At 64.7% G+C, this 22,520-nt stretch carries 20 protein-coding genes; 13 read left to right on the forward strand and 7 right to left on the reverse strand.

The window, feature by feature from the left end; genetic code table 11:
• The first annotated feature begins 106 nt into the window (after window positions 1-106).
• The 3 genes from ACVIGB_RS46525 to ACVIGB_RS46535 are packed head-to-tail and all read left to right on the forward strand — an operon-like array spanning window position 107 to window position 2,263.
• The gene (locus ACVIGB_RS46525; RefSeq protein WP_212311161.1) at window positions 107-901 is read left to right on the forward strand and encodes an enoyl-CoA hydratase/isomerase; all 795 of its coding nucleotides are present in this window, start codon (window positions 107-109) and stop codon (window positions 899-901) included.
• Entirely contained in the window at window positions 898-1,884 is a 987-nt protein-coding gene (locus ACVIGB_RS46530) for a phosphotransferase family protein (protein ID WP_456724207.1), read from the forward strand. The genes ACVIGB_RS46525 and ACVIGB_RS46530 overlap by 4 nt, the downstream gene beginning before the upstream one ends.
• Window position 1,885: 1 nt before the next feature.
• On the forward strand, window positions 1,886-2,263 hold the full coding sequence (locus ACVIGB_RS46535) for a DUF6285 domain-containing protein (protein ID WP_456724206.1): 378 nt from the start codon (window positions 1,886-1,888) through the stop codon (window positions 2,261-2,263).
• 130 nt (window positions 2,264-2,393) lie between these two features.
• Here the strand turns inward: ACVIGB_RS46535 and ACVIGB_RS46540 are convergent, their stop codons facing one another.
• Window positions 2,394-3,173, reverse strand: coding sequence for an enoyl-CoA hydratase-related protein (locus ACVIGB_RS46540; RefSeq protein ID WP_456724205.1), 780 nt, complete (start codon window positions 3,171-3,173; stop codon window positions 2,394-2,396).
• A gap of 220 nt (window positions 3,174-3,393) precedes the next feature.
• Between ACVIGB_RS46540 and ACVIGB_RS46545 the strand changes: the two genes are divergently transcribed.
• Complete coding sequence (locus tag ACVIGB_RS46545; protein ID WP_456724204.1) at window positions 3,394-4,668, forward strand: acyl-CoA dehydrogenase family protein; 1,275 nt, start codon at window positions 3,394-3,396, stop codon at window positions 4,666-4,668.
• 20 nt (window positions 4,669-4,688) lie between these two features.
• Complete coding sequence (locus tag ACVIGB_RS46550) at window positions 4,689-5,162, forward strand: GFA family protein (protein ID WP_456724203.1); 474 nt, start codon at window positions 4,689-4,691, stop codon at window positions 5,160-5,162.
• A gap of 150 nt (window positions 5,163-5,312) precedes the next feature.
• On the opposite strand, the gene ACVIGB_RS46555 is transcribed toward ACVIGB_RS46550, so the two are convergent.
• Entirely contained in the window at window positions 5,313-6,893 is a 1,581-nt protein-coding gene (locus ACVIGB_RS46555; protein WP_456724202.1) for a fatty acid--CoA ligase, read from the reverse strand.
• A gap of 252 nt (window positions 6,894-7,145) precedes the next feature.
• On the reverse strand, window positions 7,146-8,021 hold the full coding sequence (locus tag ACVIGB_RS46560) for an SDR family oxidoreductase (RefSeq protein WP_092125071.1): 876 nt from the start codon (window positions 8,019-8,021) through the stop codon (window positions 7,146-7,148).
• Between the two features lie 100 nt (window positions 8,022-8,121).
• On the opposite strand from ACVIGB_RS46560, the gene ACVIGB_RS46565 reads away from it, so the two are divergent.
• The 3 genes from ACVIGB_RS46565 to ppc all read left to right on the forward strand — a co-directional run bounded on the left by ACVIGB_RS46565 (window position 8,122) and on the right by ppc (window position 13,665).
• A complete protein-coding gene (locus ACVIGB_RS46565) occupies window positions 8,122-8,934 on the forward strand; it encodes a crotonase/enoyl-CoA hydratase family protein (RefSeq protein ID WP_456724201.1) in 813 nt (270 codons plus the stop codon).
• 144 nt (window positions 8,935-9,078) lie between these two features.
• A complete protein-coding gene (locus ACVIGB_RS46570) occupies window positions 9,079-10,623 on the forward strand; it encodes an acyl-CoA synthetase (RefSeq protein WP_456724200.1) in 1,545 nt (514 codons plus the stop codon).
• Window positions 10,624-10,857: 234 nt separating this feature from the next.
• A complete protein-coding gene (gene ppc, locus ACVIGB_RS46575) occupies window positions 10,858-13,665 on the forward strand; it encodes a phosphoenolpyruvate carboxylase (RefSeq protein WP_456724199.1) in 2,808 nt (935 codons plus the stop codon).
• Between the two features lie 154 nt (window positions 13,666-13,819).
• Here ppc and ACVIGB_RS46580 read toward each other — a convergent pair whose 3' ends face one another.
• The 4 genes from ACVIGB_RS46580 to ACVIGB_RS46595 all read right to left on the reverse strand — a co-directional run bounded on the left by ACVIGB_RS46580 (window position 13,820) and on the right by ACVIGB_RS46595 (window position 17,670).
• Complete coding sequence (locus ACVIGB_RS46580; RefSeq protein WP_092125074.1) at window positions 13,820-14,932, reverse strand: SMP-30/gluconolactonase/LRE family protein; 1,113 nt, start codon at window positions 14,930-14,932, stop codon at window positions 13,820-13,822.
• Between the two features lie 157 nt (window positions 14,933-15,089).
• The gene (locus ACVIGB_RS46585; RefSeq protein ID WP_092125075.1) at window positions 15,090-16,004 is read right to left on the reverse strand and encodes an SDR family oxidoreductase; all 915 of its coding nucleotides are present in this window, start codon (window positions 16,002-16,004) and stop codon (window positions 15,090-15,092) included.
• Between the two features lie 108 nt (window positions 16,005-16,112).
• Window positions 16,113-17,252 carry a thiolase C-terminal domain-containing protein gene (locus ACVIGB_RS46590; RefSeq protein ID WP_456724198.1) on the reverse strand — a complete coding sequence of 380 codons (1,140 nt, stop codon included), beginning with the start codon at window positions 17,250-17,252 and terminating at the stop codon, window positions 16,113-16,115.
• Between the two features lie 4 nt (window positions 17,253-17,256).
• Window positions 17,257-17,670 carry a Zn-ribbon domain-containing OB-fold protein gene (locus tag ACVIGB_RS46595; RefSeq protein WP_024579400.1) on the reverse strand — a complete coding sequence of 138 codons (414 nt, stop codon included), beginning with the start codon at window positions 17,668-17,670 and terminating at the stop codon, window positions 17,257-17,259.
• A gap of 244 nt (window positions 17,671-17,914) precedes the next feature.
• On the opposite strand from ACVIGB_RS46595, the gene ACVIGB_RS46600 reads away from it, so the two are divergent.
• Genes ACVIGB_RS46600 through ACVIGB_RS46620 form a run of 5 tightly spaced genes read left to right on the forward strand, consistent with a single transcriptional unit; the run spans window position 17,915 to window position 22,474 of the window.
• Window positions 17,915-19,162 carry an amino acid ABC transporter substrate-binding protein gene (locus tag ACVIGB_RS46600; protein WP_092125077.1) on the forward strand — a complete coding sequence of 416 codons (1,248 nt, stop codon included), beginning with the start codon at window positions 17,915-17,917 and terminating at the stop codon, window positions 19,160-19,162.
• Between the two features lie 45 nt (window positions 19,163-19,207).
• Window positions 19,208-20,131 (forward strand): branched-chain amino acid ABC transporter permease, encoded by a 924-nt coding sequence (locus tag ACVIGB_RS46605; RefSeq protein ID WP_092125078.1) that lies wholly within the window; start codon window positions 19,208-19,210, stop codon window positions 20,129-20,131.
• The gene (locus ACVIGB_RS46610) at window positions 20,124-21,044 is read left to right on the forward strand and encodes a branched-chain amino acid ABC transporter permease (protein WP_229164454.1); all 921 of its coding nucleotides are present in this window, start codon (window positions 20,124-20,126) and stop codon (window positions 21,042-21,044) included. The genes ACVIGB_RS46605 and ACVIGB_RS46610 overlap by 8 nt, the downstream gene beginning before the upstream one ends.
• Window positions 21,034-21,765 (forward strand): ABC transporter ATP-binding protein, encoded by a 732-nt coding sequence (locus ACVIGB_RS46615; protein ID WP_456724197.1) that lies wholly within the window; start codon window positions 21,034-21,036, stop codon window positions 21,763-21,765. Before ACVIGB_RS46610 ends, ACVIGB_RS46615 begins: the two co-directional genes overlap by 11 nt.
• Window positions 21,755-22,474: an ABC transporter ATP-binding protein gene (locus tag ACVIGB_RS46620; protein ID WP_092125081.1), complete on the forward strand. Its 720-nt coding sequence runs from the start codon at window positions 21,755-21,757 to the stop codon at window positions 22,472-22,474. Before ACVIGB_RS46615 ends, ACVIGB_RS46620 begins: the two co-directional genes overlap by 11 nt.
• Window positions 22,475-22,520: the final 46 nt, after the last annotated feature.

Raw genomic sequence — 22,520 nt, forward strand, 5'->3', positions numbered from 1 at the left:
TGGGCTTGCTGCCGACCATGGACAAGCCCGGCACAAAAATCAAATATGGGGTCGAAGCATCGACCTACTGCGGTACCAACCGCCGCAGCAACGTAAAGAGGAAACCATGCAGTTCAAACACGTCACGCTCGACTTCGACGGATCGGTCGCGATCCTCAAACTCGACCATCAGGAAGTCATGAACGCGGTCTCGATCGACATGCTGGGCGGCCTTGCCGAGGCGCTCGATGCGATCGACGACAAGCGCGACGAGGTGCGCTGCCTGGTGATCACGGGCGCGGGCCGCGCCTTCTGCACCGGCGCCAATCTGCAGGGCCGTAACCAGCAGCAGAAGCCCGGCAAGAGCAACGCCGGCGCAGCGCTGGAGACCGCGTTCCATCCGTTCCTGCGTCGATTGCGTAAGCTGCACTGTCCGATCGTCACCGCGGTGAACGGTCCGGCCGCCGGTGCCGGCATGAGCTTCGCCTTGATGGGCGACCTCATCCTGTGCGCGCGCTCGTCGTATTTCCTGCAGGCGTTCCGCCGCATCGGCCTGGTGCCGGATTGCGGCTCGACCTGGCTGCTGCCGCGGCTGATCGGCAAGGCGCGCTCGGTCGAGCTGTCGCTGCTCGGCGAGCGGCTGCCGGCCGAGAAGGCGCTGGAATGGGGCCTCGTCAATCGCGTCTATGACGACGGCGCGCTGATGGAGGAGACCATGAAGCTGGCGCACGATCTCGCCAACGGCCCGACGGTCGCGCTGTCGCTGATCCGCAAGCTCTATTGGGACAGCCCGGAAAACACCCTCGAGGATCAGCTCAATCTGGAATTCGAGTCGCAGCGGATCGCGGGCCGCGCCGAGGATTTCAAGGAAGGCGTCACCGCGTTCCTCGAGAAGCGGCCGGCGAAGTTCACGGGCAAATGATCGAGACCGAACTCACCCGCTGCGTCGCCTCGTTCCTGCCAGGCGCCACCGGCGTCACCGGCGCCGCAAAGCTCTCCGGCGGCGCCAGCCAGGAGACCTGGACGTTCGACATCGTGCATCCGAACGGCAATATCGGCGCGATCCTGCGCCGCGCGCCGCCGGGCTACGGTGCCGCGCCCGGCCGCGCCGCCGGCCTCGACGCCGAGGCAACGCTGATGCAGCTCGCGCATGACGCGGGCCTGCCGTCGCCGAAGGTGATGCATGTCTTGAGGCCGGAGGACGGCCTCGGCCGCGGCTTCATCATGGCGCGGGTCGAGGGTGAGACCATCGCGCGGAAAATTTTGCGCGACGAGGAATTTGCCAAGGCGCGGCCGATCCTGGCCCGCCAGCTCGGCCGCGTCATCGCCGGCATTCATGGCCTGCCGCAGGCAAAATTGCCTCAGCTGCGCAGCCTGACGGCGACCAAGGAGATCGAGGATCTCGCCCGTGAGTATCACAGCTTCAACTGGCCGCGGCCGGTGTTCGAGCTGGCGCTGCGCTGGCTGCGCGATCACGATCCCGGTCCGTCGTCCGAGGTGACGCTGGTGCACGGCGATTTCCGTCACGGCAATCTGATCATCGGCCCCGACGGGGTGCGCGCGGTACTCGACTGGGAGCTCGCGCATACCGGCGATCCCATGGAAGACCTCGGCTGGATCTGCGTCAATTCGTGGCGCTTCGGCGAGATCGACAAGCCGGTCGGCGGCTTCGGCTCCCGCGAGGATTTGTTCGCGGGCTATGCAGAGGCCGGCCGCAAGGTCGATCCCGATCGCGTTATGTTCTGGGAAGTGATGGGCACGCTGCGCTGGGGCGTGATGTGCTGCGGCATGATGCAGCGCTTCCGCCTGGGCCCCGATCACTCGATGGAGCGCGCGATGATCGGGCGGCGTGCGTCCGAGACCGAGATCGATCTGCTTAGGCTACTCGTACCGAGAGGTCGTTGAGATGCAGGACGAACCGACACCCACCGAACTGATCAAGGCCGTCGCCGATTTCCTGCGCAACGAGATCGCGCCCGCGATCAAGGGGCACAATAGCTTCAAGCTGCGCGTCGGCATCAACGCGCTCGATCTGGTGACGCGGCAGCTCGCGCTCGCCGAGGCTGATGATGCGACCGAGGCCGCGCGGCTGAAGGCGCTGCTCGGCGCGGACGGCACGCTGATGGAGCTGAACCGCGCGCTGTCGGAAAAGATCGCAAGCGGCGAGCTCGACCTGAAGACGGCGGGGCTGCCGGAGCATCTCTGGCAGACCACGATGGACAAGCTCGCCGTCGATCAGCCGAACTACGCGTCCTATAAAAGGGAGTTGGGGAATAAGGCGTAGCAAATATCCGAGTTCGTCATTCCGGGATGCGCCGGTAGGCGCAGGCCCGGAATCCATACTCACGATGGTGGTTATGGATTCCGGGCTCGTCGCTTCGCGACGCCCCGGAATGACAGGAGAGGGGATTAGCTCACCGCCCCAGCCATTTCGGTGGGCGCTTCTCCGAAAACGCCTTCGGGCCCTCGATGTAATCCTGCGAAGCGGCCATCGCCTTCACCGCCGGATACTCGCGCTGCTCGGCCAGCGCCTCCTCCAGCGAGACTTCAAGACCCTTCTGGATCGCCTGCTTGGAGGCGCGGATCGACATCGGCGAGTTCTTGGCGATGGTCTCGGCCCAGCGCTCGGCTGCGGCCAGCGCCTCACCTTGCGGCACCACCTCGTTGACGAAGCCGAGCTCGAGCCCCTCCTTGGCGCTGACATGGCGCGCGGTCAGGATCATGCTCATGGCGCGCTTCAGCCCGATCTGGCGCGGCAGCCGTTGCAGGCCGCCGGCAAGCGCGGCGAGGCCGACGCGCGGCTCGGGCAGGGCGAAGGTCGCATTCTCCGAGGCAATGATCAGGTCACAGGCCAGCGCGACCTCGAACCCGCCGCCCATCGCGACGCCGTTGACGGCGGCGATGATCGGCTTGTCGCAGTCGAAGCGGGTGGTCAGCCCGGCAAAGCCGCCCTTGTCCCAGCCGCGCTTGCCGCCGGCGGCCTGCCATTTCAGGTCGTTGCCGGCGCAGAACGCCTTGTCGCCGGCGCCGGTGACGATCGCGACCCACTGCTCGGGATCGGCGGAGAAGTCGTCGAACACCTTGTTGAGCTCGAAATGCGCGTCGATATGCAGCGCATTGTAAACCTCGGGCCGCGACAGCGTCACGATGGTGATGGGACCCTTGCGCGTCACCTTGGAGAATTTCAGATCCATGTTTGCTCCCGTCGATTTTCTGCGGCGAAGAATATGGCTGATATCCTACCGTCTGCGCGTCGTTCCGTGCCATCCAATTACGCAACGCGACCGCGCGCGCAAGCCTCATCGGCCTGCTTGACTTGGCCACGCGCTTCTCACCTTAATCGATCCGAACGCGCCTGCGCGATAGCGTCTAAACGCAAAACCAGAATCAACAATATCTTCGGGAGTGACCGCCTTGGATTTCAACCTGCCGGCTGACCTGACAGCCTATCTCGCCGAGCTCGATCGCTTCATCGAACGCGAGATCAAGCCGCTGGAAGCGGCTGACGACAACATCCGCTTCTTCGATCATCGCCGCGAATGGGCGCGCACCGACTTCGACAAGGGCGGCCTGCCGCGCCGTGAATGGGAGCTCTTGCTGCGCAAGGTCAAGAACCTGGCCGATGCAGCGGGCCATCTGCGCTTCGCGATCCCGAAGCGTTACGGCGGCAAGGACGGCTCCAACCTCTGGATGGCTGTCATCCGCGAACATTTTGCCTCGAAAGGTCTCGGCCTGCACAACGATCTGCAGAACGAGCACTCGATCGTCGGCAATCTGCCGATCGTCACCATGCTCGACCGCTATGGAACCGACGAGCAGAAGGCGATGATCGACGGCTCGATCACCGGCAAGTACCGCATCACGTTTGGTCTGACGGAGCCCGAGCACGGTTCCGACGCTACCCATATGGAAACCAGGGCGGTGCCGGCGACGCGTGACAACGTCAAGGGCTGGATCATCAACGGCGAGAAGATGTGGACCACCGGCATGCATGTCGCGACCCACTGCGCGCTGTTTGCCCGCACTTCCGGCAATGACGGCGACGCCCGCGGCATCAGCTGCTTCCTGGTGCCGGCGAAATCGGCGGGCGTGAAGGTCGAGGAGTATATGTGGACCTTCAACATGCCGACCGATCATCCGCGGGTCAGCTTCACCGACGTGTTCGTGCCTGAGGATGCGCAGTTCGGCGAGGTCGGCCGCGGTCTGTCGCTGGCGCAATGCTTCGTGCATGAGAACCGGATCCGCCAGGCGGCAAGCTCGCTCGGCGCCGCAGTCTATTGCATCAACGAGAGCGTGAAGTATGCCCGCGAGCGCAAGCCGTTCGGCAAGGCACTGGCCGAGAACCAGGCGATCCAGTGGCCGCTGGTCGAGCTTGCGACCCAGGCCGAGATGCTGCGGCTGTTGATCCGCAAGACTGCCTGGGAAATGGATCAATTGACCCAGGCGCAGGTCGAGCACACGCTGTCCGACCGGGTCTCGATGTGCAATTTCTGGGCAAACCGTCTGTGCTGCGAGGCCGCCGACCGCGCGATGCAGGTGCATGGCGGCATGGGCTATTCGCGCCACAAGCCGTTCGAGCACATCTACCGCCATCATCGCCGCTATCGCATCACCGAAGGCAGCGAGGAAATCCAGAAGCGCAAGGTAGCGGGCTTCCTGTTCGGCTACATGGGAGCCGGCAAGCACTAACGCAGAGGAGGCGGCACGACATGGAAGGTGGATGCACCTGCAGAAATGTCCGCTATCGCCTCAACGGCAGGCCGCTGATCGTGCACGCCTGTCACTGCACCTGGTGCCAGCGCGAGACCGGCACCGTGCACGCGCTCAACGCGATGTACGAGGCCGAGCGGGTCGAGCACATCGCGGCCGAGCCCGAGATCGTGGACACGCCGTCGGTAAGCGGCAAGGGCCAGAAGATCGCCCGCTGCCCGCGCTGCAAGGTCGCGGTCTGGAGCAATTATCCGGGCTCGGGACCGGCGGTGCGCTTCGTCCGCGTCGGCACGCTGGATGATCCGAGCCAGTGCCCGCCTGATGTCCACATCTTCACGTCGTCGAAGCAGCCCTGGGTGACGTTCCCGACGGGCGTCAAGGTGTTCGCGGAGTATTACGATCGGCGAGAGGTGTGGCCTGTGGAGGCGCAGGAGCGCTGGCGCGTGCTGCGGGAGAGGATGAAGAAGACTTGATGCGCGACACTCCCTCCCGCGTCGTCCCTGCGAAAGCAGGGACCCATAACCACAGTCGGCTATTGATTGAACGAGATGTGGCCCCAGCGTCGCTAGACGATGAACAACGGTGGTTATGGGTCCCGGCCTTCGCCGGGACGACAGAGAGAGCTAATTCACCTGCCGGTCCTTGCCCACCCAATACGGTTCACGCAGGCTGCGCCGGAGGATCTTGCCCGACGGGTTGCGCGGCAGCGCCGGGATGAAGTCGACCGATTTGGGCGTCTTGTAGCCGGCGATCCGCTCGCGGGTGAAGTTGATGATGTCGGTCGCGGTCGCGCTCTTGCCCGGCTTCATCACCACCACGGCCTTGACCGCCTCGCCCCATTTGTCGTCGGGGATGCCGATCACGGCGGCTTCCGCCACATCAGGGTGATCGCACAGCGCGCTCTCCACTTCGGCCGGGTAGATGTTCTCGCCGCCGGAGATGATCATGTCCTTGATGCGGTCGTGGATGTAGAGATAGCCGTCACTGTCCATGTAGCCGGCATCGCCGGTGCGCAGCCAGCCGTCGCTATCGATCGTGCGCGCGGTGGCCTCGGGCAGATTCCAGTAGCCGGCCATGTTGGAGCCGGAGCGGGTGGCGATCTCGCCGACTTCGCCCGGCGGCAGCGGCTTGCCGTCCGGATCGAGGATCGCAAGCTCGATGCCGGGCAGCGCCTTGCCGGCGGAACGCATGCGGTCGAGCCCCTCGATGTGATCCTCCGGCGGCAGCGCGACGATGGTGCCGGTGGTCTCGGTCATGCCGTACATCTGCACGAAGCCGCATTTGAAGACCTCGATGCACTCCTTCAGCAGCGCCGCCGGGATCGGGGAGGCGCCGTACAGCATGTATTTCAGCCGCGAGAAGTCGACCTGCCGCGCGCGTGGCTGCCGCACCACGAACTGCATCGCCGCCGGCACCATGAACAGTTTCGTGATGCCGGATTGCTCGAAGAAGTCGAGCACCTTGGTCGGATCGAACTCGCGCGCGATCACGCCGCGGGCGCCGTGATAGAGCCCCATCACGCCCCAGCCGGAGCCGCCGATGTGGAAGATCGGCATCGCGACCAGCGAGACGTCGTCGGTGGTCCACCGGTTCCATTCCGGCTTCTCCGCCTCGTTGCCGCTCTGCACCAGGTTGAGGAAGTTGGCGTGCGACAGCATCGCGCCCTTCGGCTTGCCCGTGGTGCCCGAGGTGTAGAGCTGGATCGCGATGTCCTTCGGCTCGATCGCAACGCGCGGGTCATCGCCGCTCTGCGCGTCGCGCCAAGCGAGATAGTCGGGCCATTCCGGCGCGCCGCCCTCGGTGGTGATGACGGTGCGGACGCTGGGCAGCTTGTCCCTAATGTTGCGCGCCTGCGTGATGAACTCGGGACCGACGAACAGGACGGAAGCCTTACAGTCGTCGACGATGAAGGCGACCTCGGGGGCTGCAAGGCGCCAGTTCACTGGCGCCATCACCACGCCGGCCTTCATCGCACCCATCAGCAATTCAAAATAGAAGTCGCTGTTCTTGCCGAGATAGGCGATGCGCTCGCCCTTCTTGATGCCCATCGCGATCAGCGCGTTGGCGACGCGGTTGGTCTTGATGTCGAACTCGGCGAAGCTGGTCTGCCGGCCCTCGAACTCATAGGCCAGCGCATCGCCGCGGCTCCTGGCGCGGTCGCGCACCATGTCGGCGAGGTTGCTCAGTTTCGGCGCGTCGGACATGTTTCCCCCGTGACGTCTTGTTTTGGTTGCGCGGAGTGTGGCGGCATCGCGCGGGAAAAACAATACGGGGAGTGGTGCACGATCCATCCGCACCGTCGTCCCGGGCAAGCGAAGCGCGACCCGGGACCCATAACCCCAGGATTGAGTTGTCGAGCGCGCTGTGGCCCCAGTGTGCTCGGTAGCTGTGAGCAGTGGTTATGGGTCCCGGCCTTCGCCGGGACGATGGTTGAGGTTGAGGCGCAAGCGCGGGCTTCAACCCCGCGCCGCGCGGTCCTTCTCGTTCTGCGCCTTGATCGAGTCGCGCGCCTTGGTCCAGTCGTCGTCGCTCCAGTCGCGGAGCTGATAGAAATTGCCGCCCATCGCGAGCGCCTGTGCGCCGTCCATGGCGATGGTCTCGCCGTTGATCCAGTCGCAGCCGCCGGAGATCAGGAACACCGCGAGGTTCTGCAACTCCTCCATGGTGCCGACGCGGCCCATCGGGTTCATCGCCTTGGTCCGCGCGCCGGCCTCGTCGCCGGGCTTGATGCGCTTGCTCATGCCTTCGGTCGGAATCTCGCCGGGTGCGATGGTGTTGAGGCGGATGCCGTGGCGGCCCCATTCGATCGCGAGCGACATGGTCATGGCATGGATCGCCGACTTGCTCATCGCCGACGGCACCACATAGGGCGAGCCGTTGCGCACCCAGGTCACGGTGATCGACACCACGTTGCCGCGATGGCCGCCGGCGATCCAGCGCCGGCCCACCGCATGCGTCACATAGAAGGTGCCGTGCATCACGATATTGGCTACTGCATCGAACCCTCGCGCGGAGAGCTCTTCCGAGCGCGAGATGAAGTTGCCGGCGGCGTTGTTGATGAGATCGGTGAGGGGACCGCTGGTGGTCCAGATCGACTCGATCATCTCGTCGACGGCCATGGCGTTGCGGATATCGACGCCGTGGCTGACCACGCGTCCGCCATGCTCGGCCATCAGTTCGGTGGCGGTTTCGTCGCAGACGCTCTTGCGGCGGCCGCAGATATGCACCTCGGCCCCGAGCTGCAGGAACCGCGAAGCCATGGCCTTGCCAAGGCCGGTGCCACCACCGGTTACCAGTATGCGCCGCCCGGCAAGAAGCTGATCAGAGAACATCGTTTCCTCCACGGGGGTTGTCAGTTAATTGGTCGATTGACTAAAAGCGGACAACGGCCTTTGTGTAAAGCGCCAACTCAAGGACAAAGCGGAGGGAATGATGGAAGATCGCGTTTCGATATCGATTTCAGACGGTATCGCCGATGTCCGCCTGGTGCGGGCGGACAAGATGAACGCGCTCGATGCCGCGATGTTCGAGGCATTGGTCGCCGCAACCGACCGGCTTTCCAAGGAAAAAGGCGTCCGGGTCGTCGTGCTGTCCGGCGAGGGCCGCGCCTTCTGCGCCGGCCTCGACATGGGCCGCTTCGCTGCTATGAAGGATGGCGGTAACGGGGTGCCGGGTGGCGAGAACCGCGACCTCACGATCCGCACCCACGGCAAGGCCAATTTCGCGCAGCAGGCGGTCTGGGGCTGGCGCCAGCTGCCGGTGCCCGTGATCGCCGCGGTCCACGGCGTCGCGTTCGGCGGCGGCTTCCAGCTCGCGCTCGGCGCCGACATGCGCTTTCTGTCGCCGGATGCGCGGATGTCGATCATGGAGATCAAATGGGGCCTCGTTCCCGACATGGCCGGGACGCCGATCCTGGCGAGCCTAGTGCGCGACGACATCCTGCGCGAGCTCACCTACACCGGCCGCATCTTCTCGGCGCAGGAAGCCCAGGCTTACGGCCTCGCCACCCGCGTCTGCGACGATCCGCGTGCCGCAGCGCTCGAAGTCGCGCGCGAGATCGCCGGCAAGAGCCCGGATGCGATCCGTGCCGCGAAGCGGATGCTGAACAATCTGTCGGTCGATCCGGCCGCCGCGCTGCTTGCCGAATCCGTCGAGCAGCAGAAGTTGCTTGGCAGCCCGAACCAGACCGAATCCGTGCGCGCCAATCTGGAGAAGCGGGCGCCAAGGTTTGCGGATGTTCGGTAGCGACCGCCGCGTCATTCCGGGGCGATGCGTAGCATCGAACTATGGTGCGCAATCGCGCACCTGGGAATCTCGAGATTCCGGGTCTGGTCCTTCGGACCATCCCGGAATGACCACGTAACCCGACGACAGATCGGACAGCGACAAATGGAAACGTCCCAACCCTTCCTCGGCATCGTCAGCGGCGGTCGCCGGCGCGATCACGCTGCGGTCGCCGAGCGCACCGACCGCATTGCCAGCGGCCTGAACAAGCTCGGCGTCAAGCCGGGCGACAGCGTCTGCATGCTGATGCGCAACGACATCGCCTTCATCGAGGCGGCCTATGCAGCGATGCGGCTCGGCGCCTATGGCGTGCCGATCAACTGGCACTTCAAGCCGGAGGAGATCAACTATGTGCTGACGGATTCCGGCACGCGCGCCCTGATCGGCCATGCCGACATGCTGCACCCGCTGCGCGGCGCGATCCCTGCCGATGTCACCGTGCTCAGCGTGCCGACGCCGCCGGAAATCCTCGCCAACTACAAGATCAATCCCGATCATCTCGCGACACCGGATTTCGCGATCGATTTCGAATCCTGGCTGGCGCAATTCGCGCGCTATGACGGCCCTGCGGTGCCGCAGCCGCAGAACATGATCTACACCTCGGGCACGACAGGCCATCCGAAAGGCGTGCGCCGCTTCGCGCCGACGCCGGAGCAGACCGCCAACGCGGAAGCGATGCGCGGGATGATCTACGGCCTGCGGCCGGGGGCACGCGCGATCCTGCCGGGACCGCTCTACCATTCGGCGCCGAATTCTTTCGGGCTGCGTTCGGGCAAGCTCGGCGGCGCGCTGGTGCTGATGCCGCGCTTCGATGCGGAGGAGTTTCTGCAACTGATCGAACGCGAGAAGATCGACACCATCTTCATGGTGCCGACGATGTTCATCCGCCTGATGAAGCTGCCCGAGGAGGTGCGCAGGAAGTACGACATGTCGTCGCTGCGCCACATCATCCATGCCGCGGCGCCCTGTCCGCCCGACGTCAAGCGCGCCATGATCGAATGGTGGGGACCGGTGATCTACGAATTCTACGGCTCGACCGAGTCAGGTGCGGTGACGTTCGCCAATTCCGAGGACGCGCTGAAGAAGCCCGGCACGGTCGGAAAGATCTCGCCCGGCGCCGAGCTTCGCTTCGTCGGCGACGACGGCAAGGAGGTGCCGCAGGGACAGATCGGCGAGATCTACTCGCGGATCGCGGGCAATCCCGATTTTACCTACCACAACAAGTCCGAGAAACGCGCCGAGATCGACCGGCAGGGATTCATCACCTCGGGCGATGTCGGCTATATCGACGCGGACGGCTACGTCTTCATCTGCGACCGCAAGCGCGACATGGTGATCTCAGGCGGCGTCAACATCTATCCGGCCGAGATCGAGGCCGTGCTGCATGCTGTCCCCGGCGTACATGATTGCGCGGTGTTCGGCATTCCCGACGCCGAGTTCGGCGAGGCGCTGATGGCGGTGGTCGAGCCGCAGCCCGGCGTCACGCTCGACATCGCCTCCGTCCGTGCCCAGCTCAAGACCGCGCTGGCCGACTACAAGGTGCCCAAGCACATCGAGATCCAGACCAATTTGCCGCGGGAGGATTCCGGAAAGATCTTCAAGCGCCGGCTGCGCGATCCGTATTGGGAGCGGGCCGGGCGGAGGATCTAGAATCTAGGGCCGCAAACTCGCCGTCGTCCCGACGAAAGCCGGGACCCATAACCACGAGTGGCAGTGTTGCGCATCGCTGTGGCCCCAGCCGGCCAACCACAGCCGACTGTGGTTATGGGTCCCGGCTTTCGCAGGGACGACGGCCGAGTGTGCACCGCTTCCAAGTTCATCTTGCGCTGCGGCAAAAAAAGCGCACACTCCGGAGGAACCCGGCAGCCTCTGGAGTAGCCCGCCATGTCACCCCAGACCATGCCTTCCGACACCGACATCGGTGCCAGGAGTGCCGCAGAAGCCAGTCTCCTTGAGAAGGCGGCACAAGAGGAGGATGCTCGGCTCCGGAACGACATCCGGCTCCTGGGGCGCGTGCTGGGCGATACCGTGCGCGACCAGGAAGGCGCCGGCGTGTTCGACCTGGTCGAGCGCATCCGCCAGACCTCGGTCCGGTTCCATCGCGACGAAGACAAGCTGGCGCGGCGGGAGCTGGAAGGCATCCTCGACGGCATGTCGATCGCCGAGACGCTGCAGATCGTCCGCGCCTTCAGCTATTTCTCCCACCTCGCCAACATCGCCGAGGACCAGAACAACATCCGCCAGATGCGCAGCCGCGGCCCCAGCGGGGCGCCGCGGCCGAGCACGCTGGAGCAGACGCTGGTCCATGCCCGCCAGGCCGGCATCAGCCCGGCCGACCTGCGCAGCTTCTTCAAGAGCGCGCTGGTCAGCCCGGTCCTGACGGCGCATCCGACCGAGGTCCGCCGCAAGAGCACGATGGACCGCGAGATGGAGATCGCGGAGCTGCTCGACCGCCGCGAGCGGCTGCAGATGACGCCGGAGGAGAGCGAAGCCAGCGACGAACAGCTCCGCCGCGCAGTCGTGACGTTGTGGCAGACCAATTTGCTGCGCCGGACCAAGCTCACCGTGCTCGACGAGGTCGCCAACGGCCTGTCGTTCTACGATTACACCTTCCTGCAGGAAGTCCCGCGTGTGCACTGCGCGCTGGAGGACCGCCTGAACAACGAGGGCGGCGAGGCGGGCGAACTCGCCTCGTTCCTCCGGATGGGAAGCTGGATCGGCGGCGACCGCGACGGCAATCCGTTCGTCACCGCCGAGGTGATGCGCGGCACGCTGCGGCTGCAGTCGAGCCGGGTGCTCAGCTTCTATCTCGAACAGCTGCATACGCTCGGCGCCGAGCTGTCGCTCGCGGCGCATCTCGCCGACGTCTCGGACGAATTGCGCATCCTGGCCGAGCGCTCGCCCGACACCTCACCGCATCGGAGCGGCGAGCCGTATCGTCTGGCGGTATCGGGCATCTATGCGCGGCTCGCGGCCACCGCCATGCGGCTCGAGGTCGAGACCACGCGGCCACCGGTCGGCAAGGCCGAGCCCTATGCGAGCGTGAATGAATTCCAGGCCGATCTCGACGTGCTCAATCGCTCGCTGATCGCGAATAATTCCGGCGTGATCGCGCGCGGCCGGCTGCGGCAGCTGCGGCGGGCGGTGGATTGCTTCGGCTTCCATTTGGCGCGGCTCGACATCCGCCAGAACTCGGCGGTGCATGAGCGCACCATCGCCGAACTGCTGGATACTGCCAATCCTGGCATGTCCTATCTGGCGCTCGGCGAGGACGCGCGCGTCAGCCTGCTGCTCGGCGAATTGCGCAACGCGCGGCCGTTGGCTTCGCCCTTCGTCAAATATTCCGAGGAGACTCAGAGCGAGCTCGCGGTGTTCCGGGCCGCGGCCGAGGCGCACGCCAGGTTCGGTCCCGAGGTGATCCCCCAGTGCATCATCTCGATGTGCAAGGGCATGTCTGACATGCTCGAGGTCGCGGTGCTGCTGAAGGAGGTCGGGCTGGTCAATCCGTCCGGCCGCAGCGCCATCAACATCGTGCCGCTGTTCGAGACTATCGAGGATCTGCAGGCCTCGAGCGGCATCATGGACCGCATGCTGGTGCTGCACGACTATCGCAAGCTGGTCGACAGTCTGGGCAGCGTGCAGGAGGTGATGCTCGGCTACTCCGACAGCAACAAGGATGGCGGCTTCGTCACCTCGGGCTGGGAGCTCTACAAGGCCGAGATCGGCCTCGTCGAGGTGTTCGAGCGCCACGGCGTGCGGCTGCGCCTGTTCCACGGCCGCGGCGGCTCGGTCGGCCGCGGCGGCGGCCCGAGCTATGATGCGATCATCGCGCAGCCTGGCGGTGCGGTGAACGGCCAGATCCGTATCACCGAGCAGGGCGAGATCATCTCCTCGAAATATTCCAATGCCGAGGTCGGCCGCAGCAATCTGGAGATCCTCGCCGCCGCGACGCTGGAAACCAGCCTGTTGCAGCCGCGGCAGAGCGCGCCACGCCCCGAATATCTCAAGGCGACGGAGGAGATTTCCGCGCTCGCGTTCAAGGCCTATCGCGGTCTCGTCTATGAGACCGAAGGCTTTGCCGACTATTTCTGGGGCTCGACCGTCATCAACGAGATCGCGACCTTGAACATCGGCAGCCGTCCGGCCTCACGCAAGAAGACCCGCGAGATCGAGGACCTGCGCGCCATTCCCTGGGTGTTCTCCTGGGCGCAATGCCGGCTGATGCTGCCGGGCTGGTATGGCTTCGGCAGCGCGGTCGAGACCTGGATTGCCGAGCATCCCGAGCAGGGCATGCCGTTCCTGCAGGAGCTCTACAGGGAATGGCCGTTCTTCCGCACACTGCTCTCCAACATGGACATGGTGCTGGCGAAGAGCTCGATCGCGATCGCCTCGCGCTATGCCGAGCTGGTGCCTGATGTCGCGTTGCGCGAAAAAATCTTCGGCCAGATTCGCCGCGAGTGGCACCTTGCGATCGAGACGCTGCTCGACATCATGGGCCACGACCGGCTGCTGCAGGGCAACCCGCTGCTGGAACGCGGCATCCGCAACCGCTTCCCCTATCTCGATCCGCTCAATCACGTGCAGGTCGAGCTGCTCAAGGAGCACCGAGCGAAGGATCCCGACGAGCAGGTGCTGCGCGGGATTCAGATCACGATCAACGGGATCTCGGCGGGGTTGCGGAATAGCGGCTAGCCACGCTGTCGTCCCGGCCTAGTGCGCGATTGCGCACGGGGGCCGGGACCCATAACCACGACTGGACGTGTCGTGAACGATGTGGGCCCCAGCCTTTTCCTGTAATCAACAGCGGTGGTAATGGGTCCCGGCCTGCGCCGGGACGACGGCTAGCTCAGCAGTTATGCGCGCCTCTGGTCTCGACATAGACCGCGTAGAGCGACTGGCTTGCGGTCATGAACAGGCGGTTGCGCTTCTTGCCGCCGAAGGTGAGGTTGGCGCAGGTCTCCGGCAGCAGGATCTGGCCGATCCGTTGACCGTCCGGCGCGAACACCTGCACGCCGTCATAGCCGGGTCCGACCCAGCCGGCGCCGACCCAGATGTTGCCGTCGATGTCGACGCGCATGCCGTCCGGGAAGCCTGACTTTCCGTCCAGCGTCATGTCGATCAGCGTGCGCGGGTTGGACAGCTTGTCGCCGTTGAGGTCGTACTGCCAGACGATGTTCTTCGCGTTCGGATAATGCGTGATGCCGGTGTCGCAGACATAGACCTTCTTGTAGTCGTGGCTGAAGGCGATGCCGTTCGGCTTGAACGGTTCGTCGGCAACCTTGGTGATTTGCCCGGTCGCCGCGTCGATGCGGTAGACGGCCTCTTTCTGGTAGGGCTGGTTCGAGCCGGTGTTGGCGCGCTGGCCCTCATAGATCGAGATCGCGCCGTAGCCGGGATCGGTGAACCAGATCGACTTGTCGTTGGGATGCACGACCATGTCGTTCGGCCCGTTGAGCTGCTTGCCATTGGCTTGCTCGGCCAACGACGTGACGGTTCCGTCGTGCTCGTAACGCACCAGCCGCGTGCGCTCGGCCGTGATCTGGCGGCCTTCGAAATCGAAGGTCGAGCCGTTGGCCTCGTTCGACGGCTTGTGGAACTGCTCGGAGATGTGGCCGTCATCGTCGAGATAGCGCAACTGCCGGTTGGCCGGGATATCGCTCCACACCAGATACTGGCCCTGCGCGTTCCAGGCCGGGCCCTCCGCCCAGAGGCAGCCGGTGTACAGCCGCTTGATCGCGGTGTTGCCGACCTTGGCCTTGAAGCGCTTGTCGTCGATCACGACGATGTCGGGATCGGGATAGCGCTGCGGCTCCGCGTTGCGGCCGAAGTCGCGCGCTGCAGCATCGGATGCAGCCATCGCAGTTGCAGCAAGCGCGGTTGCGCCGCGCAAGATGGTTCGACGGTCGAACGCCTTCGCGCCGTCGCTCTCGTGTTGCTCTGTGTTGTTTGGATTTGTCACGAAAGTCCCCCCAGGTTTTTTGTTATCGGGAGGACGATCATGCGCCCGCAATTCGGGCACAATGCGGGCGCGCTATGAAGAAACAACCAAAGAGTGTGTTGCCTCGGCGGATTCGCCGAGGCGACTTTTCATAAAACTGTCAGATCGGATCCCAAATTCAGATCGGATCCCAGGTGAAGACGTCGGCCGAGCGGTCGAGCCTGGCGAACGATCCCTTCAGCGCCGGCATGCCGTGTTCGGCAATGGTCTCGGGCGTCCAGCCTTCGCCGCGATGAACCGAGCGCACCGGACGATGCTGGCCGAACAGGAAGATCTCGTTCATGCGCACGCCGAAGATCTGCCCGGTGACATCCTTGGCGGCGTCCGAGAGCAGATAGGCGCAGACCGGCGCGATCTTCTCGGGGCCCATCTGCTTGATTTTCTCGACGCGCGCCTTCTCGGCGTCGGTCTCGGTCGGGATGGTGCCGATCATGCGGGTCCAGGCGAATGGCGACACGCAGTTCGAGCGCACGTTGAAGCGGCCCATGTCGAGCGCGATCGATTTCGACAGGCCGACGATGCCGAGCTTGGCGGCGGCGTAGTTGGCCTGGCCGTAATTACCGATCAGGCCGGAGGTCGAGGTGAAGTGCACGAAGGAGCCTGACTCCTGCTCGCGGTAGATGCGCGCCGCGGCATGGCTGACATAGAACGAGCCCATCAGGTGCACCTTGATGACGGCCTCGAAGGCTTCCACGCTCATCTTGTGGAAGATCATGTCGCGCAGGATGCCGGCGTTGTTGACGACGCCATCGAGCCGGCCGAAATGATCGGTCGCGGTCTTCACGATCTTGCTGGCGGGAATCGCTTCCGCCACCGACTCGAAATTGGCGACGGCGGTACCGCCGCGCTTCTTGATCTCCTCGACCACTTCCTCGGCGGGCGCCGCGCTCGAGCCGCCACCGTCGGCCGCGCCGCCGGGATCGTTGACCACGACCTTGGCGCCTTCCGCCGCGCAGAGCAGCGCAATCTCGCGGCCGATGCCGCGGCCCGCGCCGGTGACGATGATGACTTTGTCCTGCAGTGATTTTGCCATTGGGTTCTCCTTGTTGCTGTCCGTCATTCCGGGATGGTGCGAAGCACCAGACCCGGAATCTCGAGATTCCGGGTTCGCGCTTTGCGCGCCCCGGAATGACGGATTGGGTTACTTCTCGTTCGTAAAGATGATCGTGCCACTCGCGGCGAACATGCCGCCGACGCCGTGGCAGACCGAGATCTTCGCATTCGGCACCTGCGCCGGCGCGATGCCGCGCATCTGCCGCACGCTCTCCTGCAGTGCGTACATGCCGTACATGCCGGAGTGCATGTAGCTCAGCCCGCCGCCATTGGTGTTGAGCGGCAGCTTGCCGCCAGGGCGGGTGTTGCCGTCGGCGATGAACTTGCCGGTTTCCTCGTGCGGCATGAAGCCGAGGTCGCCGAGGCCGTAGAGCGGCAAATGCGCGAAGGCGTCGTAGATCATCAGGTGGTCGACGTCCTTGTGGGCGATGCCGGCCTCCTTGAAGGCCAAGGGGCCAGCCACCTTGAAGGCGCGCGATGAGTCAAATGTCTTCATCTGGCTGACCATCGGCGTTTCCACGCTCTCGCCGGTGCCGAGGATGTAGACCGGCTTTTGCGGGAAATCCTTGGCGCGATCGGCCGAGGTGAGGATCAGCGCGCCGCCGCCGTCGGTGACGAGGCAGCATTGCAAGAGTCGGAACGGATAGGCGATCATCCGCGAGTTCAGCACGTCGGCGACCGTGATCGGATCCTTCATGGTCGCGCGCGGATTCTTCGCCGCCCATTCGCGCTGCACGACGGCGACCATCGCGAGCTGCTCATGCGTGATGCCGTGGGTCTTCATGAAACGCAGCACCGGAATCGGGAACATGCTCGGCGGCCCGTAGACGCCGAACGGTGATTCGAATTGGCCGTTGAGGCTGTCGGGTGCGGTGAAGCGCGGCTGCTTGCCGATCATCGACCTGCCGCTCTCGGCATGGGTGATCAGCACGGTCTTGCAGAGGCCGGCCTCGATCGCGGCGGCGGCATGGCGGACATGCAGCATGAAGGAGCAGCCGCCGACCGAGGTGCCGTCGACCCAGGTCGGCGTGATGCCGAGATAGTGCGCCATCTGCTGCGGGGTCTCGACTGCGGTGGCGAAGCCGTCGATGTCGGACAGTTTCAGGCCGGCATCCGCGATCGCATTCAGCGCCGCGTCCGCGTGCAGCTGGATCTGCGACACGTTCGGGATGACGCCGAGTTCGGTGGTTTCGGCTGCACCGACGACAGCTACCTGGTTCCTGCGCATCACATCACCCCTTTGCCGGGCGGAACAAAGGAAGGGTGATCTTGTCGTCGAGTGCCTCGAAGGCGACCTCGAGCGGCATGTCGAGCTCGAGCGCTTCCGGTGTCTGCGGACAATCGATGATGTTGCTCATCATGCGCGGGCCCTCGTCGAGCTCGACGATGGCGATCGCATAGGGCGGCGTGAAGCCGGGCGCGGCGGGACGATGATTGATGACGTAGCTGTAGAGCTTGCCCTTGCCGGTGGCCTTGAAGACGGAGACCTTGCGCGAGGCGCAGGAGGGGCAGAACGGCCGCGGCGGAAAGTAGACATTGGCGCAGGCGTCACAGCGCTGCAGGCGCAGTTCGCCGGCCTTGGTGCCGTCCCAGAAATGCTGGGTCTCAGGTGTCGGTTTTGGTTTCGCGCGCGCGGGCTCGGCCATGTCTGATGTCTCCTCCCGAAATCGTTACAGTCTTGATGCGCCATTGGACCAACGGCCGTCAACGGTCCATCCACGCCCCGCGCAGCGGCCTGTGTCCCGCGCATGCCGCATATTCCGCCCCTCGCACAATTGCTAAGGCCGCGATGCTTGTGTCGCTCCGGTCCGGCGCGTAGAAGGGCCGCGGTCCAAGATGCGTCGAAGACCGGTCCACGAGACGTCCAAGATACCCGGGAGGAATAATATCATGCTGAGGATCATCGGCGCGGCACTCGCTGCCAGCCTCGCATTTGCCACGCAGGCGATGGCCGCCGACGCACCGTCGGAGATCAAGATCGGCACGCTCTACGCGTCCTCGGGGCGCTACGCCTCGATCTCGATGCCGGTCTACAGCTCGCTCAAATTGTGGGTCGAGCAGAAGAACGCCGAGGGTGGCGTGTTCGTGAAGGCGTTCGACAAGAAGATCCCGATCAAGCTCGTCTCCTATGACGACCAGAGCAACACCGCGACCGCCTCGACGCTTTATAATCAGCTCGTCACCCAGGATAAGGTCGACCTCCTGGTCGCCGATTCCGGATCGGTGCTGACGGCGCCGGCGGTCGCGATCGCGCGCGACCACAAGATGTTCCTGTTCGACCAGACCGGCACCGGCGCGAGCTTCTTCTCCAAGGACAATCCCTACATCGCGCTGATGGCCGATCCGGTGTCGACGGTCTGGCCGAAGCCGGTGGCTGACTTCATCAGCCATGACGGCCCGGGCCTCGGCATCAAGAAGATCGCCATCCTGTACGCGACCAACGAGTTCACCGGCACCCAGGCCAACGCGTTCCGCAAGTTCGTCAAGGAGTCCGGCGCGCCGATCGAGATCGTCTACGACCAGGGCGTCCCGACCGAGACCACCAATTACAACGTCATCATCAACAACATCAGCAACACCAATCCCGACGCGGTGATCCATTTCGGCTATGCGCCGAACGACATTGCCTTCCTGCGCAACGTCCAGGACGTCGGCACCAAGTTCAAGATGCTGTTCGCGATCTATGCCGGTCTCGAGACCGAGCTGCTGGAGAAGAACGTCGGCGCCAAGGGCCTCGAGCACGTCTGGACCTACGTGCCGCCGTCCGAGCTGGATTATCCCGTCAATTTCGGGATGACCATGAAGGATTTCCGCGCCGCCTGGCTGAAGAAGTACAACGACGGCAAGATGGAGTTCGGCTTCAACGCGGTGGCGGGCTACACCACGGCGCTGGTGATCGAGAAGACGCTGTCGGTTGCGACCAGCCTCGACCAGATGGAGCTGCGCCGCGCGGTGTTCTCGCTCAGCGGCCAGCTCAAGACCCTGGACGGCACCTTCGCGCTGGATGAGACCGGCGGCCAGATCGGCGAATTGACGCCGCTCGGCCAGCTCACGGTCGACGAGCACGATCACATCAAGTTCGTCTCGATCTATCCGCACGAGACCGCCACCGGCAAGCCGATCTATCCGGCGCCGTGATGCAGGTGAGTGCGGCAGGCGTAACCTTCGATGGCGAGCGATAGCATGACCTATGCGCTCGTTGCCGGCGTGCTGTTCGGGCTGTATTTCAGCCTGGTCGGCATCGGTCTCAACCTCGTGTTCGGCGTCATGCGCATCGTCAATCTTGCGCATGGCGACATCCTGATGCTCGGCGCCTTCATCGCGCTCGGCGTGGTCGGCATCGCCGGCATCGACCCGCTGTTCGCGGTGCCGCTCGCCTTTATGGTCTTCGTGCTGGCGGGTGTGCTGCTGTACTGGGTGCTGGTGCCGCGGCTGCAAGGCTCGGCCAATCCGGAAATGCTGTCGATCATCCTGTTCTTCGGCCTGTCGCAGGTGATCGAAGCCGTCACCACGATCTTCGCCGGCACCAGCGAGCGCTCGATCCAGAGCCGGCTGCTCGGCACCGTGTTCACCACGATTAAGGTGAAATGGTTCGGCGGCAAGGCCGGCGGGGCAGGGCCGATCCAGATCTTCGGTCAGGGCTTTCCCGCGCCGTGGGTGATCGCAGCCTGCACCAGCCTTGTCGCGATCGCGCTGGTCTACCTCTATCTCTACCACACGCGGCTCGGCACCTTGACGCGCGCGGTAATGTCACGCCGTGACGAGGCCTTGGCGACCGGCATCGACGTCGATCGTGTCTCGGCGGCAGCGTTCGGCATCGGGCTCGGCATCGCGGCAGTCGCCGGCGTGTTCGCGCCCTTCATGTTCGGCTCGGTGACGCCGGCGTTCGGCGCCGATGCGACGGTGACCTCGTTTGCGATCGTCGTGCTCGGCTCGCTCGGCAACCCGCTGGGCACCGCGCTCGGCGGCGTCGTCTACGGCCTCTGCTACATGCTGGTGCAGACCTATCTCAGTTCCTGGGCCGACCTCTTGCCCTATGTGTTGTTGATCGTGATCCTGTTGTTGCGCCCGAGCGGTCTGCTCGGAAGGCGGGTGCGCGTTGCCTAACGCCTCCAAACACCTGCTGTTCATCCTGGCGCCGCTGGTGGTGGTGTTCGCACTGCTGCCCGGCGTTTATCAAAACCATCTGCTGCTGTTCAACTTCGTGATCTTCCTGATCCTCGCGCAAGGCGTGAACATCATCTATGGCTTTACCGGCTATCTGCCGTTCGGCTATGTCGGCTTCTTCGGCGCCGGCGCCTACGGCTTTGCCATCATGGTGATGCATCTGCAGACGCCGGCGCCGCTGGCCGTGCTGGTCGGCGGCGTCGTCGCGGTTGCGCTCGGCCTGTTGCTGACGCCGCTGCTGCGGCTGTCGGGCGCGTATTTTGCGATCGCCAATCTCGCGGCCTCGCTTGCGGTGCTGCACTTCGTCGCCAACCCGGCGCTGGAGGGGATCACCAAGGGCCCCTACGGCGTGTCGCTGACTGGCACGTTCAACCCGACCCATGCCTATTATGCGGCCGTCGTCGTCATGGCGCTGACGGTCGGCGCGGTGATCTATCTCAAGAACTCGCCATTCGGCCTGGCGCTGCAGGCCGTGCGCGAGGATGCCGTGTCGGCCTCGATGGCCGGCGTCAACATCATCAAGATGCGGGTGATTGCCTGGCTCGCCTCGGCGCTGGTCGCCGGCCTCGCCGGCGGCATCTACGCCTGGTACGTCTCGGTGTTCTATCCGGACAACGTGTTCTCCGGCGAGTTCAGCATCTTCGCGATCGTGTTCGCGCTGTTCGGCGGCGTTGCCACCATCACCGGACCGATCGTCGGCGTGCTGATCCTCTACGGCATCTACAATCTGATCGGCTTCACCACGCCGCAATATTTCCAGCTGATCTATGGCCTGCTGATCATGGGACTGGTGCTGTTCCTGCCCGCCGGGCTGGTGTCGCTGGCAACGCGCAGGGGGTGGCATGTCCCCTGAGCAAAACTCCATCCTCAAGGTCTCGAAGCTGGTCAAGCGCTTCGGCGGCTTCCACGCGCTCGACGGCCTGAGCTTCCACGTCGTGCCCGGCGAGATCCTCGGCCTCGTCGGCCCGAACGGTTCCGGCAAGACCACGGCGATCAACGTGATCTCCGGACTCTATGCGCCCGACGGCGGCGAGGTCGTGTTCGACGGCGCGTCCTCCGGCGGCGTCGCCTCGCACAAGCTGGTTCACCGCGGTATCAACCGCACTTTCCAGGTGCCGAAGCCGTTCCTGTCGCTCACGGTACGCGAGAACATCCAGGTGGCGCTGGCCTATGGCGGCGCGACCGGCACGCCGCCGTCGATCGCCGAACTGCTCGACGAATACCGGCTGAAGGAGGTCGCCGACCGCCCCGCCGCCGATCTCAACAGCGCGCAGCAGAAGATGCTCGATCTGACCCGCGCGCTCGCCACGCGGCCGCGGCTGTTGCTGCTCGACGAGCTCGCGGCCGGCCTCAATCCGGCGGAGCTCGACTGGATCGCCGGCCGCATCAAGGCGCTGGTCGCGACCGGCATGGCGATCATCGTGGTCGAGCATCTGATGGGCTTCATCGAGCAGATCACCGACCGCGTCATCGTGCTCAATGCGGGCAAGGAGATCTTCGAAGGTACGCTCGCCACCGCGGTGCGCGAGCCGCAGGTGATCGAGGTGTTCCTGGGAGGCGAGCATGCCCACTGATGCAGCGTCGCTTCTGGACGCCAGCGGCGTCGATGCCGGTTACGGCACCATGCAGGTGTTGTGGGGCGTCGATCTCGACGTCCGCCCCGGCGAGACCGTGCTGCTGCTCGGGGCCAATGGCGCGGGCAAGACGACCTTCCTGAAATCGCTGGTCGGGCTGATCGAAGCCCGCAGCGGGCACATCAAGCTCGGCGGCGAGGACATCACCAAGATGCGATCGTCCGACCGCATGAAGCGCGGCATGACCTATATGTCGGAGCTCGCGGTGTTTCCCGATCTGTCGATCGAGGAGAACATCCGCGTCGGCGCGCAGGCGCTCGGCCATGCCAATCCGGGCGCGCGGGTCGACGAACTGTACGGCCTGTTTCCGGTGCTGCGCGACAAGCGCCGCGATCCGGCCTCCAGCCTGTCCGGCGGCCAGCGCAAGATGCTCGGCATTGCCAAGGCGCTGTCGGCCGAGCCGAAGCTGCTGGTCATGGATGAGCCCTCGGCCGGGCTGTCGCCGCTGTTCGTCAAGGAGGTGCTTCGCGCCTTGTCGAGCCTGCAGGGCCGCGGACTGGCGCTCTTGATCGCCGAGCAAAATATCGGTTTCCTGGAGATTGCCACCCGCGTATTCGTGCTGGAAGGCGGGCGGATCCGCTTTTCAGGCACCGTTGCCGAGATGAGCGGCAATGAAGAGCTGCACCGGGCCTATTTCGGGCTGAAGTGATGCCGGCGCATCGGTCTGGAAATCGGCGCCGGTTCGCGCGACAATC

Source organism: Bradyrhizobium sp. USDA 4341 (assembly GCF_054063755.1).